At 70.2% G+C, this 13,122-nt stretch carries 14 protein-coding genes and 1 pseudogene; 14 read left to right on the top strand and 1 reads right to left on the bottom strand.

Going from position 1 to position 13,122, the window contains the following annotated elements:
• Positions 1-65 precede the first annotated feature (65 nt).
• Positions 66-366: pseudogene (locus tag AB0C75_RS13805) on the bottom strand (hypothetical protein); the annotation flags it as partial.
• Positions 367-547: 181 nt separating this feature from the next.
• Here AB0C75_RS13805 and pgsA point away from each other — a divergent pair.
• From pgsA to AB0C75_RS13735, 14 genes are all read left to right on the top strand, one after another.
• Positions 548-1,237, top strand: coding sequence for a phosphatidylinositol phosphate synthase (pgsA, locus tag AB0C75_RS13800; protein WP_362890303.1), 690 nt, complete (start codon positions 548-550; stop codon positions 1,235-1,237).
• Positions 1,234-2,157 carry a phosphatidylinositol mannoside acyltransferase gene (locus AB0C75_RS13795; RefSeq protein WP_362890301.1) on the top strand — a complete coding sequence of 308 codons (924 nt, stop codon included), beginning with the start codon at positions 1,234-1,236 and terminating at the stop codon, positions 2,155-2,157. The genes pgsA and AB0C75_RS13795 overlap by 4 nt, the downstream gene beginning before the upstream one ends.
• Complete coding sequence (locus AB0C75_RS13790; protein ID WP_362890299.1) at positions 2,154-3,314, top strand: glycosyltransferase family 4 protein; 1,161 nt, start codon at positions 2,154-2,156, stop codon at positions 3,312-3,314. The genes AB0C75_RS13795 and AB0C75_RS13790 overlap by 4 nt, the downstream gene beginning before the upstream one ends.
• A 38-nt stretch (positions 3,315-3,352) precedes the next feature.
• Positions 3,353-3,898 carry a hypothetical protein gene (locus AB0C75_RS13785; RefSeq protein ID WP_362890297.1) on the top strand — a complete coding sequence of 182 codons (546 nt, stop codon included), beginning with the start codon at positions 3,353-3,355 and terminating at the stop codon, positions 3,896-3,898.
• 149 nt (positions 3,899-4,047) lie between these two features.
• Positions 4,048-4,968: a pyridoxal 5'-phosphate synthase lyase subunit PdxS gene (gene pdxS, locus AB0C75_RS13780; RefSeq protein WP_362890295.1), complete on the top strand. Its 921-nt coding sequence runs from the start codon at positions 4,048-4,050 to the stop codon at positions 4,966-4,968.
• Between the two features lie 6 nt (positions 4,969-4,974).
• Positions 4,975-5,568: a pyridoxal 5'-phosphate synthase glutaminase subunit PdxT gene (pdxT, locus tag AB0C75_RS13775; RefSeq protein WP_362890293.1), complete on the top strand. Its 594-nt coding sequence runs from the start codon at positions 4,975-4,977 to the stop codon at positions 5,566-5,568.
• A gap of 61 nt (positions 5,569-5,629) precedes the next feature.
• Positions 5,630-6,382 (top strand): YebC/PmpR family DNA-binding transcriptional regulator, encoded by a 753-nt coding sequence (locus tag AB0C75_RS13770; RefSeq protein ID WP_362890291.1) that lies wholly within the window; start codon positions 5,630-5,632, stop codon positions 6,380-6,382.
• A gap of 112 nt (positions 6,383-6,494) precedes the next feature.
• Positions 6,495-7,028, top strand: coding sequence for a crossover junction endodeoxyribonuclease RuvC (ruvC, locus tag AB0C75_RS13765; protein WP_362890289.1), 534 nt, complete (start codon positions 6,495-6,497; stop codon positions 7,026-7,028).
• Positions 7,025-7,651: a Holliday junction branch migration protein RuvA gene (gene ruvA / locus AB0C75_RS13760; protein WP_362890287.1), complete on the top strand. Its 627-nt coding sequence runs from the start codon at positions 7,025-7,027 to the stop codon at positions 7,649-7,651. The genes ruvC and ruvA overlap by 4 nt, the downstream gene beginning before the upstream one ends.
• Positions 7,652-7,662: 11 nt before the next feature.
• On the top strand, positions 7,663-8,763 hold the full coding sequence (ruvB, locus tag AB0C75_RS13755) for a Holliday junction branch migration DNA helicase RuvB (RefSeq protein WP_362890285.1): 1,101 nt from the start codon (positions 7,663-7,665) through the stop codon (positions 8,761-8,763).
• 168 nt (positions 8,764-8,931) lie between these two features.
• Positions 8,932-9,417 carry a preprotein translocase subunit YajC gene (gene yajC / locus AB0C75_RS13750; protein WP_362890283.1) on the top strand — a complete coding sequence of 162 codons (486 nt, stop codon included), beginning with the start codon at positions 8,932-8,934 and terminating at the stop codon, positions 9,415-9,417.
• Between the two features lie 147 nt (positions 9,418-9,564).
• Positions 9,565-11,322, top strand: a complete 1,758-nt coding sequence (gene secD, locus AB0C75_RS13745; RefSeq protein WP_362890281.1) for a protein translocase subunit SecD — start codon at positions 9,565-9,567, stop codon at positions 11,320-11,322.
• Position 11,323: 1 nt separating this feature from the next.
• A complete protein-coding gene (secF, locus tag AB0C75_RS13740) occupies positions 11,324-12,460 on the top strand; it encodes a protein translocase subunit SecF (protein ID WP_362890279.1) in 1,137 nt (378 codons plus the stop codon).
• Positions 12,457-13,014 (top strand): adenine phosphoribosyltransferase, encoded by a 558-nt coding sequence (locus tag AB0C75_RS13735; RefSeq protein ID WP_362890277.1) that lies wholly within the window; start codon positions 12,457-12,459, stop codon positions 13,012-13,014. Before secF ends, AB0C75_RS13735 begins: the two co-directional genes overlap by 4 nt.
• Positions 13,015-13,122: the final 108 nt, after the last annotated feature.

Below are 13,122 nucleotides of genomic sequence, written 5' to 3'. Positions count from 1 at the left end.
ACAGGGTATCGCCCGGGCGCGGCGTCCGCCCGCCCTTGACGCGGATGCGGGCGGAACTCGCCACATCAGATCGACTGTCCGGCTTTTGTGGCGGTTTCGGGTGTTTCGCGTATGCGGTCGGCGAGCTGGGGCGGCATGGGTCGTGCCGGGCGTACGCCCGGCACGAACCGTCCGGTGCCGTGCGTCAGGGAGCGGAGGTCGACGGTGTACCTGCCGATCTCGATCTCCGGCAGCTCGGCCCGCACCAGCGTGCGGGCCGAGGTGCCCGGTCGCCACACCGTGGGCCGCCTGGGCGCGTACGCCCTTGCCTGTCCCCGGCGGCAGCGGCTCGACCTCGATCTCGCAGATGGCGTACTGGCCGTGCCCGCGGTCGTTCGAGCTTTTCACCCGTGCCGGAAGGCGTCCATACGTCATACACGGCCAAGCATGACTTCCCGGGACATCCGGCGGGACGGGGTGCCCCGCCACCCCACGCCGCGGCTCGTGACTACGATGGGCCAGCCGATGGCCGAAAGGGCCCCGGCGCACACCGAACCTCGGGAAGGCCATGCTGAACAAGTACGCGCGTGCATTTTTTACGCGTGTCCTCACACCGTTCGCCGCTCTGCTGCTCCGCCTCGGGGTCAGCCCCGACGCGGTCACCCTGATCGGCACGGCCGGAGTGATGGCAGGTGCGCTGGTCTTCTTCCCGATGGGGGAGTTCTTCTGGGGCACGATCGTGATCACGATCTTCGTCTTCTCGGACCTGGTCGACGGCAACATGGCCCGGCAGGCCGGGATCTCCAGCCGGTGGGGCGCGTTCCTGGACTCGACGCTCGACCGGGTGGCGGACGGCGCGGTCTTCGCCGGGTTCGCCCTCTGGTACGCGGGCAGCGGTGACAACGACATGATGTGCGCCGTCGCCATCTTCTGCCTGGCCAGCGGCCAGGTGGTCTCGTACACGAAGGCGCGGGGCGAGTCGATCGGCCTGCCGGTCGCGGTGAACGGACTGGTGGAGCGCGCCGAGCGGCTCGTGATCTCGCTGGTCGCCGCGGGCCTCGCGGGACTGCACGGCTTCGGGGTGCCGGGCATCCAGATCCTGCTCCCGATCGCGCTGTGGGCCGTCGCCGCGGGCAGCCTGGTGACGCTGGTCCAGCGGGTGGTGACCGTGCGCAGGGAGTCGGCCGAGGCCGACGCCGCCGCGGCCCGGGGCGGTACGGCGGGTACGGCGGAGCAGGGGAGCGAGGCCGCGCAGTGAGCGGCACCGGGTCCGACCTGAAGGACCGGCTGACCGACGGGCTCTACGGCCTCGGCTGGGGCGCGGTCAAGAAGCTTCCCGAGCCGGCCGCCGCCGCGCTCTTCCGCACCCTGGCCGACCAGGTGTGGAAGCGGCGCGGGAAGTCCGTGCTGCGGCTGGAGTCGAACCTCGCCCGGGTGGTGCCCGACGCGGACGCCGCCCGGCTCGCCGAGCTGTCGAAGGCCGGGATGCGCTCGTACATGCGCTACTGGATGGAGTCCTTCAGGCTGCCGACCTGGAGCCCCGAGCGGGTCAGGGCCTCCATCGACGTGCAGGACTCCCACCGGCTCACCGAGGCGCTGGACACCGGCCGTGGTGCCGTCATCGCGCTGCCCCACCTGGGGAACTGGGACCTGGCGGGCGCATGGGTCACCACCGACCTGAAGGTGCCGTTCACGACCGTCGCCGAGCGGCTCAAGCCCGAGACGCTCTACGACCGGTTCGTGGCCTACCGCGAGAGCCTGGGCATGGAGGTCCTGCCGCACAGCGGAGGCGCCGCGTTCGGGACCCTGGCCAGGCGGCTGCGCGCGGGGGGTCTTGTCTGCCTCGTCGCCGACCGCGATCTGTCGGCCTCCGGTGTCGAGGTCAGCTTCTTCGGCGACATCGCGCGCATGCCCGCCGGCCCCGCACTGCTGGCCCAGCAGACCGGCGCACTGCTGCTGCCCGTCACCCTCTGGTACGACGGCACGCCCGTGATGGGCGCCCGGATCCATCCCCCCGTCGCCGTACCCGAGTCAGGTACCCGCGCGGAGAAGACGTCCTCCATGACACAGGCGCTGGCAGATGCCTTCGCCACCGGGATCGGCGAACACCCCGAGGACTGGCACATGCTGCAGCGGCTATGGCTCTCCGACCTGGACCCCCAGGGGGAAGCTCCGTGAAGATCGGCATCGTCTGCCCGTACTCCTGGGACGTTCCGGGCGGGGTGCAGTTCCACATCCGCGACCTGGCCGAGCACCTGATCCGCATCGGCCACGACGTCTCGGTCCTGGCGCCGGCCGACGACGAGACGCCCCTTCCGCCGTACGTCGTCTCCGCAGGCCGTGCCGTGCCCGTCCGCTACAACGGCTCGGTCGCCCGGCTGAACTTCGGGTTCCTGTCCGCCGCGCGCGTCAGGCGCTGGCTGAACGACGGCACCTTCGACGTCATCCACATCCACGAGCCCACCTCGCCCTCGCTGGGCCTGCTCACCTGCTGGGCGGCGCAGGGGCCGATCGTGGCGACCTTCCACACCTCCAACCCGCGCTCCAGGGCCATGATCGCGGCGTATCCGATCCTCCAGCCGGCGCTGGAGAAGATCAGCGCGCGCATCGCGGTGAGCGAGTACGCCCGGCGCACCCTCGTCGAGCACCTCGGCGGGGACGCCGTGGTCATCCCCAACGGCGTCGATGTGGACTTCTTCGCCCGCGCCGAACCGAAGGCCGAGTGGCAGGGTGACACGCTCGGCTTCATCGGGCGCATCGACGAGCCGCGCAAGGGGCTGCCCGTCCTGATGAAGGCGCTGCCCGCGATCCTCGCCGCCCGCCCGGAGACCCGGCTCCTGGTGGCGGGGCGCGGTGACGAGGAGGAGGCGGTCGCCTCGCTGCCCGAAGAGATGCGCTCACGCGTCGAGTTCCTCGGCATGGTGAGCGACGAGGACAAGGCACGCCTGCTGCGCAGCGTCGATGTGTACCTGGCGCCGAACACCGGCGGCGAGAGCTTCGGCATCATCCTGGTCGAGGCCCTGTCGGCGGGTGCGCCCGTACTCGCCAGTGACCTGGACGCGTTCGCGCAGGTGCTCGACCAGGGCGCAGCGGGCGACCTGTTCGCCAACGAGGACGCGGACGCGCTGGCCACGGCCGCGATCCGGCTGCTGGGCGACCCGGAGCGGCGCGCGGGGCTGCGGGAGCGGGGCAGCGCGCATGTGCGCCGCTTCGACTGGGCGACGGTCGGCGCCGACATCCTGGCGGTGTACGAGACGGTGACCGACGGGGCGGCAGCCGTGGACACCGACGAACGCACGGGGCTCCGCGCGCGCTTCGGTCTGGCGAGGGACTGAGCGCGGCCGGTTCCCCCGCGACGGTAGCCTTGCCGCCCGTGATCGAAATCCTCGTATGGACCGTCGTCGCGCTCTTCGCGATCGGCCTGTATCTCAGCTGGACCGCCGGGCGGCTCGACCGCCTCCACGCCCGTATCGACGCGGCCAGGGCGGCGCTCGACGCCCAACTGCTGCGCCGTGCCTCGGTCACCCAGGAACTGGCCACGTCCGGGGTCCTGGATCCCGCCGCTTCGATGGTGCTCTACGAGTCCGCGCACGCGGCGCGGCAGGCGGAGGAGGAACAGCGTGAGGTCGCCGAGAGTGAGCTGAGCTCCGCCCTGCGGGCGGTGTTCGGCGAGACGGCACAGGTCGAGGCCGTGAAGGAGTTCCCCGGCGGTGAGGACGCGGCGAAGGAACTGGCCGCCGCCGTACGCCGCGTACCGATGGCACGCCGTTTCCACAACGACTCGGTGCGCGCCGCCCGCGCGCTGCGCAGGCACCGCACGGTGCGGCTGTTCCGGCTCGCCGGGCATGCCTCGTTCCCGCTGGCGTTCGAGATGGACGACACGCCGCCGGTCGCCCTGGCGGACCGGCCCGGCAGCTGACGAGCTCACCGGCGCGGCGGCCGGGAGGGGCGCGGAGCGGTCCACGGGGTGTTCATTGGCCCTTGCTGTGGACTGCTTCGGGAGCGTTTGCTCGGATCTGCACCGTGCAACGCCTTTTCCACTCCCGCTCCACTCCAGTGAGGTCATCCGTGTCCACGCTTCCCAGCACCCCGCAGTCCGCCGAGACCCCGGCCACCGGCACCGCCCGCGTCAAGCGCGGCATGGCCGAGCAGCTCAAGGGCGGCGTGATCATGGACGTCGTCAACGCCGAGCAGGCGAAGATCGCCGAGGACGCGGGCGCCGTGGCCGTCATGGCTCTGGAGCGGGTTCCGGCCGACATCCGCAAGGACGGCGGCGTGGCCCGGATGTCGGACCCCGACATGATCGAGGAGATCATCGAGGCCGTGTCCGTCCCCGTCATGGCCAAGTCCCGCATCGGTCACTTCGTCGAGGCCCAGGTGCTCCAGTCCCTCGGCGTCGACTACATCGACGAGTCCGAGGTCCTCACCCCGGCCGACGAGGTCAACCACAGCGACAAGTTCGCGTTCACCACCCCCTTCGTCTGCGGCGCCACCAACCTGGGCGAGGCCCTGCGGCGTATCGCCGAGGGCGCCGCGATGATCCGCTCGAAGGGCGAGGCGGGCACCGGCAACGTCGTCGAGGCCGTCCGCCACCTGCGCCGGATCAAGAACGAGATCGCCCGGCTGCGCGGCTACGACAACAACGAGCTGTACGCCGCGGCCAAGGACCTCCGTGCCCCCTACGAGCTGGTCAAGGAGGTCTCCGAGCTCGGCCGGCTGCCCGTCGTGCTCTTCTCCGCCGGCGGCGTGGCCACTCCCGCGGACGCTGCCCTGATGCGTCAGCTCGGGGCCGAGGGCGTCTTCGTGGGCTCCGGCATCTTCAAGTCAGGTGACCCGGCCAGGCGCGCGGCCGCCATCGTCAAGGCCACCACCTTCTTCGACGACCCGAAGACCGTCGCGGACGCCTCCCGCAGCCTCGGCGAGGCCATGGTCGGCATCAACTGCGACACCCTGCCCGAGGGTGAGCGCTTCGCCAACCGCGGCTGGTAGTCACCGATGACCGACACCCCTGTCATCGGAGTCCTGGCCCTCCAGGGAGACGTACGGGAACATCTGACGGCCCTGGCCTCGGCCGGCGCCGTGGCCAGGCCGGTCAGGCGGCCCGACGAGCTCGTCGCGGTCGACGGGCTCGTCGTACCCGGTGGTGAGTCCACCACGATGTCCAAGCTGGCCGTCCTCTTCGGCATGCTGGAGCCCCTGCGCGAGCGGGTGGCCGCCGGGATGCCGGTCTACGGCACCTGCGCGGGCCTGATCCTGCTCGCCGACAAGATCCTCGACCCCCGATCGGGCCAGGAGACGGTCGGCGGCATCGACATGATCGTGCGCCGTAATGCTTTCGGGCGGCAGAACGAGTCCTTCGAAGCGGCCGTGGACGTCGACGGTGTGCCCGGCGGACCCGTCGAAGGGGTCTTCATCAGGGCCCCCTGGGTGGAGTCGGTCGGCGCCCGCGTGGAGGTCCTCGCGACACACGGCGGGCATATCGTGGGCGTACGCCAGGGAAACGCTCTGGCGACGTCCTTCCACCCGGAACTGACCGGGGACCACCGGGTGCACGCACTCTTCACCGATATGGTGCGCGCCGTGGCCTGATGCGATCCCGGTAGGATCTCTCGGGTTCGGATCGATTTTGGTGACGCGAAGGAGAAGGCAGATGTCCGGCCACTCTAAATGGGCTACGACGAAGCACAAGAAGGCCGTGATCGACGCCAAACGCGGCAAGCTCTTCGCGAAGATGATCAAGAACATCGAGGTCGCGGCCCGTACGGGCGGTGCCGACGTGTCCGGTAACCCGACCCTCTTCGACGCCATCCAGAAGGCGAAGAAGAGCTCGGTCCCCAACAAGAACATCGACTCCGCGGTCAAGCGCGGCGCCGGTCTCGAGGCCGGTGGCGCCGACTACGAGACGATCATGTACGAGGGTTACGGACCGAACGGCGTCGCGGTGCTCATCGAGTGCCTCACCGACAACCGCAACCGTGCCGCCTCCGACGTCCGCGTCGCCATGACCCGCAACGGCGGTTCGATGGCCGACCCGGGCTCCGTCTCGTACCTCTTCAACCGCAAGGGTGTCGTGATCGTCCCCAAGGGCGAGCTGGGCGAGGACGACGTGCTCGGCGCCGTGCTCGACGCGGGCGCCGAGGAGGTCAACGACCTCGGTGACAGCTACGAGGTGCTCAGCGAGGCCACCGACATGGTCGCGGTCCGCACCGCGTTGCAGGAGGCCGGCATCGACTACGACTCGGCCGAGGCCAACTTCGTCCCGACGATGCAGGTCGAGCTCGAGGAAGAAGGCGCCCGCAAGATCTTCAAGCTCATCGACGCGCTGGAGGACAGCGACGACGTGCAGAACGTCTTCGCCAACTTCGACGTCTCCGACGAGGTCATGGAGAAAGTCGACGCCTGAGGCGCGGCGACCGGGACGGGCCGACGGGACACACCCCGTCGGCCCGTCGCATTGTCAGTGGAAGCCGATAGCCTGCAGGAACAGTTGACCGAGCGGCGGAGGGGGCCCATTCATGCGGGTGTTGGGCGTGGACCCGGGGCTGACCCGGTGCGGCGTGGGAGTCGTCGACGGGGTCGCGGGACGGCCGCTCACCATGGTCGGCGTCGGCGTCGTGCGGACCCCGCCCGACGCGGAGCTCGGTCACCGGCTGGTCGCGATCGAGCAGGGCATCGAGCGGTGGCTCGACGAGCACCGGCCCGAATACGTCGCCGTGGAGCGGGTGTTCAGCCAGCACAATGTGCGTACGGTGATGGGCACCGCGCAGGCCAGCGCCGTCGCCATGCTCTGCGCATCGCGCCGTGGCATCCCGGTCGCCCTGCACACCCCGAGCGAGGTCAAGGCCGCCGTCACCGGCTCGGGACGCGCCGACAAGGCACAGGTCGGGGCCATGGTGACCCGGCTGCTGCGGCTCGACGCACCGCCGAAGCCCGCCGACGCCGCCGACGCACTGGCCCTCGCCATCTGCCACATCTGGCGCGCGCCCGCGCAGAACCGACTGCAGCAGGCCGTCGCCGCCCACCGCACGCTGAAAGGCCGTACCGCATGATCGCCTTCGTCTCGGGCCCGGTGGCCGCGCTCGGCCCGGCCACGGCCGTGATCGAGGTCGGCGGTATCGGCATGGCCGTCCAGTGCACCCCCGACACCCTCGCCGGGCTGCGGATCGGCAAGGAGGCCAGACTGGCGACGTCCCTGGTCGTCAGGGAGGACTCGCTCACCCTGTACGGCTTCGCGGACGACGACGCGCGCCAGGTCTTCGAGCTGCTCCAGACCGCCAGCGGTGTGGGCCCCAGGCTCGCCCAGGCGATGCTCGCCACCCACAGCCCCGACGCCCTGCGCGTCGCCGTCGCCACCGGTGACGAGAAGGCACTCACCGCCGTGTCGGGCATCGGTAAGAAGGGCGCCCAGAAGCTTCTCCTGGAGCTCAAGGACCGGCTCGGCGAACCGGTCGGCGCGCACATCGGGCAGCAGGGCATCGGCGCCGCCGTCAGCAGTTCCTGGCGGGACCAGCTGCAGGCCGCCCTGATCGGCCTCGGCTACGCCACCCGCGAGGCCGACGAGGCCGTGACCGCGGTGGCACCGCAGGCCGAGGCTGCCGTCGCCGACGGCGGACAGGCCCCCGTGCCGCAGCTGCTGCGCGCCGCCCTGCAGACACTCAACCGCGCACGCTGAGAGCTGACGAGATGAACTGGGACGAGACCGGACCCGACACCGGCGAACTCACCGACCTCACCGACACGGACGAGCGGCTCGACGACCGCCTGGTGGACGCCGGGGCGGACGGCGAGGACACCGCGGTCGAGGCCGCCCTGCGCCCGAAGGACCTCCGCGAATTCGTCGGCCAGGAGACGGTGCGCGAACAGCTCGACCTGGTCCTGCGGGCCGCCCGCGTCCGGGGCGCCACCGCCGACCACGTGCTGCTCTGCGGCGCTCCAGGCCTGGGCAAGACCACCCTCTCCATGATCATCGCGGCTGAGATGGGCGCGCCGATCCGGATCACATCGGGCCCCGCCATCCAGCACGCCGGCGATCTGGCCGCGATCCTGTCCTCGCTCCAGGAGGGCGAGGTCCTCTTCCTCGACGAGATCCACCGCATGTCGCGGCCCGCCGAGGAGATGCTCTACATGGCGATGGAGGACTTCCGGGTCGACGTCATCGTCGGCAAGGGCCCGGGCGCCACGGCCATCCCGCTGGAACTGCCCCCGTTCACCCTCGTCGGCGCCACCACGAGGGCAGGACTGCTGCCGCCCCCGCTGCGAGACCGCTTCGGCTTCACCGGCCACATGGAGTTCTACGCCCCCACGGAGCTGGAGCGGGTCATCCACCGCTCGGCCGGCCTGCTCGACGTCACCATAGACACGGCGGGCGCCGCCGAGATCGCCGGACGTTCCCGGGGCACGCCCCGTATCGCCAACCGGCTGCTGCGCCGTGTCCGGGACTACGCCCAGGTCAAGGCCGAGGGCACGATCGACCGTGACATCGCCGCCGCGGCCCTGCGGGTGTACGAGGTCGATGCCCGGGGGCTCGACCGGCTGGACCGCGCGGTCCTCGGCGCCCTGCTGAAGCTCTTCGGCGGAGGTCCGGTCGGGCTCTCCACCCTCGCCGTCGCCGTGGGGGAGGAGCGCGAGACCGTCGAGGAGGTCGCCGAGCCCTTCCTCGTGCGGGAAGGGCTGCTCGCGAGGACCCCGCGGGGACGGGTCGCCACGCCCGCCGCGTGGGCGCACCTGGGGCTCGTACCTCCGCAGCAGGGCGCAAAGGGACAACAGGGCCTGTTCGGGGCGTGATACACCACGGGTTGGCCAGCAGGGGAACCAGGGTGCCATGCTGGACGTTGTTCCAATGATGCGGACTCGCTTAGACTCCGCCGATGCCGCCCGTATCCGGTCGGTGTACCCACCCCCGTAGACCAGGCCGCGTGAATCAGCGTGGTCGTGCGAAGGAAGTTCCGTCCCGTGAGTCTCGTGACCCTCCTCCCCTTCATCGTGCTCATCGGGGCCATGTTCCTGATGACCCGCTCCGCCAAGAAGAAGCAGCAGGCGGCTGCGACGATGCGCAACGACATGCAGCCCGGCACCGGCGTCCGGACGATCGGGGGCATGTACGCCACCGTCAAGGAGATTCAGGACGACACGGTTCTCCTCGAGGTCGCGCCCGGCGTCCACGCCATCTACGCGAAGAACGCCATCGGCGCGGTCCTGGACGACGCGGAGTACAACCGCATCGTCCACGGCGACGACGAGCTGGACGCCGAGGGCACCGTCGTGCCCGACGACGCCTCCTCGCTCACCGGCGACGAGCCCGCGGAAGCCGATGCGGCGGACGACGACGCCAAGATCGACCTGGGCAAGAAGGCCGAGGACGCCGAGGTCAAGGACGCCGGCGTCAAGGGTTCCGAGACCGAGGAAGCCAAGGCCGACGGCGAGGGCGACGCGAAGTAGTTCCACGACCCGCAGACGCCGGACACCCCAGGGTGTCCGGCGTCTCACGGGCCGTGCGGTCTTCTGCGGGGGCGGGTCCCCACAACACTTCGTGGCCGCTCGGGCGCATACCCGGCGCGGGGCGGTTGGACAGGGAGAAACGAAAAGGTGGCAGCACCGAAGAAAGGCCGGGGTTCATCCGGTGGACAGGGCAGGCCGGGCCGTGCCCTGGTACTGATCCTGATTGCCATGGTCGCCCTGACCGGCGGGATGTTCCTGTCCGGTCACACCACGCCCCGGCTCGGCATCGACCTGGCCGGCGGCACATCGATCACGCTCAAGGCCAAGAGCCAGCCCGGCAAGCCTGACGCGATCAACGAGACCAACATGAACACCGCGGTCAGCATCATCGAACGCCGTGTCAATGGTCTGGGCGTATCAGAGGCCGAGGTTCAGACCCAGGGCCCCTCGAACATCATCGTCAACATCCCCAAGGGGACGAACTCGAAGCAGGCCAGGGAGCAGGTCGGCACGACCGCCCAGCTCTACTTCCGGCCCGTGCTCACGGTCGCCGGCGGCGAGCCGACCCCCGAGGGTTCCGCCAGCCCGTCCGCGAGCGGTTCAGGGAAGCCGAGCGCCACGCCCAGTGCGAAGGCGAGCGACCCGGAAACAGCCTCCGATTCGAAGACGACGCCGTCGGCGACCGCCACCACCCAGGGCCGTGCCGTCACCGACGCCCTGAAGGCCGACGACGAGACTCCGGACCCGTCCGCGAGCACCGGCGCCGCCTCGGACGCCCCGGCGGCGAGCGAGACGCCCGACGCCGCCACCGCGGCGCTCCAGAAGAAGTTCACCGAGCTGGACTGCACCGACGCCTCCGCCCGTGCCAAGGCCGGTGACGGCGTCAAGCCCGAGGACCCCACGGTCGCGTGCAGCTCCGAGGGTGACGCCAAGTACCTCCTGGGCCCGTCCGAGGTCTCCGGTACGGACGTCGACGACGCCAAGGCGCAGTTCGACCAGCAGCGCGGCATGTGGCTCGTCTCCATGGAGTTCACCGACAAGGGCTCCAAGAAGTTCCAGGCGATCACCAAGAAGCTGTCGGCGCAGCAGTCCCCGCAGAACCAGTTCGCGATCTCCCTCGACGGTGAGGTCGTCTCCGCGCCCCAGGTGAACGAGACGCTCAGCGGCAGCGCCGAGATCTCCGGCAGCTTCAACCAGCAGTCGGCGGAGGACCTCGGCAACATCCTGTCCTACGGCGCGCTCCCGCTGTCCTTCAGCGAGGACACCGTCACCACCGTCACCGCCGCGCTCGGCGGCGAGCAGCTGGAGGCCGGTCTCATCGCCGGTGCCATCGGGCTCGCCCTGGTCGTGATCTACCTGGTGGCCTACTACCGCGGACTGGCGCTCATCGCGCTCCTCAGCCTGCTGGTCTCCGGCGTCCTGACGTACACGATCATGGCCCTGCTCGGACCGGCCATCGGCTTCGCGCTGAACCTCCCGGCCGTCTGCGGAGCCATCGTGGCCATCGGGATCACGGCGGACTCGTTCATCGTCTACTTCGAACGCATCCGCGACGAGATCCGTGAGGGCCGCACGCTGCGTCCGGCCGTCGAGCGCGCCTGGCCCAGGGCCCGTCGCACGATCCTCGTGTCCGACTTCGTGTCCTTCCTCGCGGCTGCCGTGCTCTTCCTCGTCACCGTCGGCAAGGTCCAGGGCTTCGCGTTCACGCTCGGTCTCACGACCCTGCTCGACGTGGTCGTGGTGTTCCTCTTCACCAAGCCCGTGATGACGCTGATGGCCCGTACGAAGTTCTTCGGCAGTGGTCACCCGTGGTCCGGTCTGGACCCGAAGAGGCTCGGCGCCAAGCCGCCGCTGCGCCGCTCCCGCCGTGTCAACGTCCGCACCGACCACCCGAAGGAGGCGTGAGATGTCGCGACTCGGCAATCTCGGCGCCCGGCTCTACCGTGGAGACGTCGGTTACGACTTCATCGGTAAGCGCAAGATCTGGTACGGCGTCTCGATCCTGATCACCATCACGGCCATCGTCGGCCTGGCCGTCAGTGGCCTGAACATGGGCATCGAGTTCAAGGGCGGTGCCGTCTTCACGACCGATGCCAAGGCCAAGGTGTCCGTCAGCCAGGCCCACGAGGACGCGGTCGCGGCCTCCGGCCACGAGGCGATCGTCCAGGAGCTCGGCAACGGCGGGCTGCGGATCCAGATCACCGAGGTCGACACCAAGAAGGCCGACGCGATCAAGGCCCAGCTCTCCGAGGACCTCGGCGTTCCCGAGGCCAAGATCAACGCGGACCTCGTCGGCCCCAGCTGGGGCAAGCAGATCGCCAACAAGGCGTGGACCGGCCTCGGCATCTTCATGGTCCTCGTGGTGATCTATCTGGCCATCGCCTTCGAGTGGCGGATGGCCATCGCCGCGCTCGTCGCGCTGATCCACGACATCACCATCACCGTCGGTGTCTACGCACTCGTCGGCTTCGAGGTCACCCCGGGCACCGTGATCGGTCTGCTGACCATCCTCGGTTACTCCCTCTACGACACGGTCGTCGTCTTCGACAGCCTCAAGGAGGGCACGAAGGGGATCACCAAGCAGACCCGCTGGACCTACAGCGAGATCGCCAACCGCTCCATCAACGGCACGCTGGTGCGCTCCATCAACACCACCGTCGTCGCCCTGCTGCCGGTCGCCGGACTGCTGTTCATCGGTGGCGGCGTCCTCGGCGCCGGCATGCTGAACGACATCTCGCTGTCGCTGTTCGTCGGCCTCGCCGCCGGTGCGTACTCCTCGATCTTCATCGCCACCCCGCTGGTCGCCGACCTCAAGGAACGCGACCCGCAGATCAAGGCACTGAAGAAGCGGATCCTCGCCAAGCGTGCCGCCGCGGCGGCCAAGGGCGAGTCCGTCGAGGACGGGCGCGACGACCGGGCAGGTGAGTCGGACGAGTCCGGCGAGTCCGATGAGGACACCGCGACCTCCGAGACCGCGGGGGCAGTCGTGGGTCAGCGCCGGCAGCCCGGAGGTCACGGCCGCACCCCGAGGAACCGCCGATGACCAGCACGAGCGTCACCGACGCCACCCGGGAGCTCCTGCTCAGCCGGATCCGTGACGTACCGGACTATCCGAAGCCCGGAGTGCTGTTCAAGGACATCACGCCGCTGCTCGCGGACCCGGTCGCGTTCGCGGCGCTCACCGACTTCTTCGCGGAGCTGTGCGTACGGCACGGTGCCACCAAGATCGTCGGCCTGGAGGCGCGTGGCTTCATCCTGGCCGCGCCGGTCGCGGTCCGGGCCGGGCTCGGGTTCGTCCCCGTCCGCAAGGCGGGGAAGCTGCCCGGCGCCACGCTGGGGCAGTCCTACGAGCTGGAGTACGGCCGGGCGGAGATCGAGATCCACGCCGAGGACCTGTCCGCCGACGACCGGGTCATGGTCATCGACGACGTCCTGGCCACCGGTGGCACCGCCGGTGCCTCGCTGGAGCTCATCCGGCGGGCCGGTGCCCAGGTCGCGGGGGTGTCGGTGCTCATGGAGCTCGGCTTCCTCGCGGGCCGTGCCCGGCTCGGAGCGGGGCTCGGGGCCGCTCCGCTGGACGCTCTGATCACGCTCTGATCATGTTCTGACCTGCACCGCGCTGAAGCGGCGCGCGTAGGGACGTACAGGACGGGTATCCGGGAACATCCGGGTACCCGTCCGCGTTGTGAGGGGTTCCGCAGTCCC

Source organism: Streptomyces sp. NPDC048565, from assembly GCF_040650935.1.
In the GTDB taxonomy this organism is placed as follows: domain Bacteria; phylum Actinomycetota; class Actinomycetes; order Streptomycetales; family Streptomycetaceae; genus Streptomyces.
This window is presented reverse-complemented; position numbering and strand designations above follow the sequence as displayed.

What these genes read in the sequence shown, in the direction of transcription:
- AB0C75_RS13735 (WP_362890277.1), top strand. Translation starts at nt 12,457, where the DNA reads ATGACCAGCACGAGCGTCACCGACGCCACCCGGGAGCTCCTGCTCAGC.
- ruvB (WP_362890285.1), top strand. Translation starts at nt 7,663, where the DNA reads ATGAACTGGGACGAGACCGGACCCGACACCGGCGAACTCACCGACCTC.
- secF (WP_362890279.1), top strand. Translation starts at nt 11,324, where the DNA reads ATGTCGCGACTCGGCAATCTCGGCGCCCGGCTCTACCGTGGAGACGTC.
- pdxT (WP_362890293.1), top strand. Translation starts at nt 4,975, where the DNA reads ATGACCGACACCCCTGTCATCGGAGTCCTGGCCCTCCAGGGAGACGTA.
- ruvC (WP_362890289.1), top strand. Translation starts at nt 6,495, where the DNA reads ATGCGGGTGTTGGGCGTGGACCCGGGGCTGACCCGGTGCGGCGTGGGA.
- ruvA (WP_362890287.1), top strand. Translation starts at nt 7,025, where the DNA reads ATGATCGCCTTCGTCTCGGGCCCGGTGGCCGCGCTCGGCCCGGCCACG.
- pgsA (WP_362890303.1), top strand. Translation starts at nt 548, where the DNA reads ATGCTGAACAAGTACGCGCGTGCATTTTTTACGCGTGTCCTCACACCG.
- AB0C75_RS13770 (WP_362890291.1), top strand. Translation starts at nt 5,630, where the DNA reads ATGTCCGGCCACTCTAAATGGGCTACGACGAAGCACAAGAAGGCCGTG.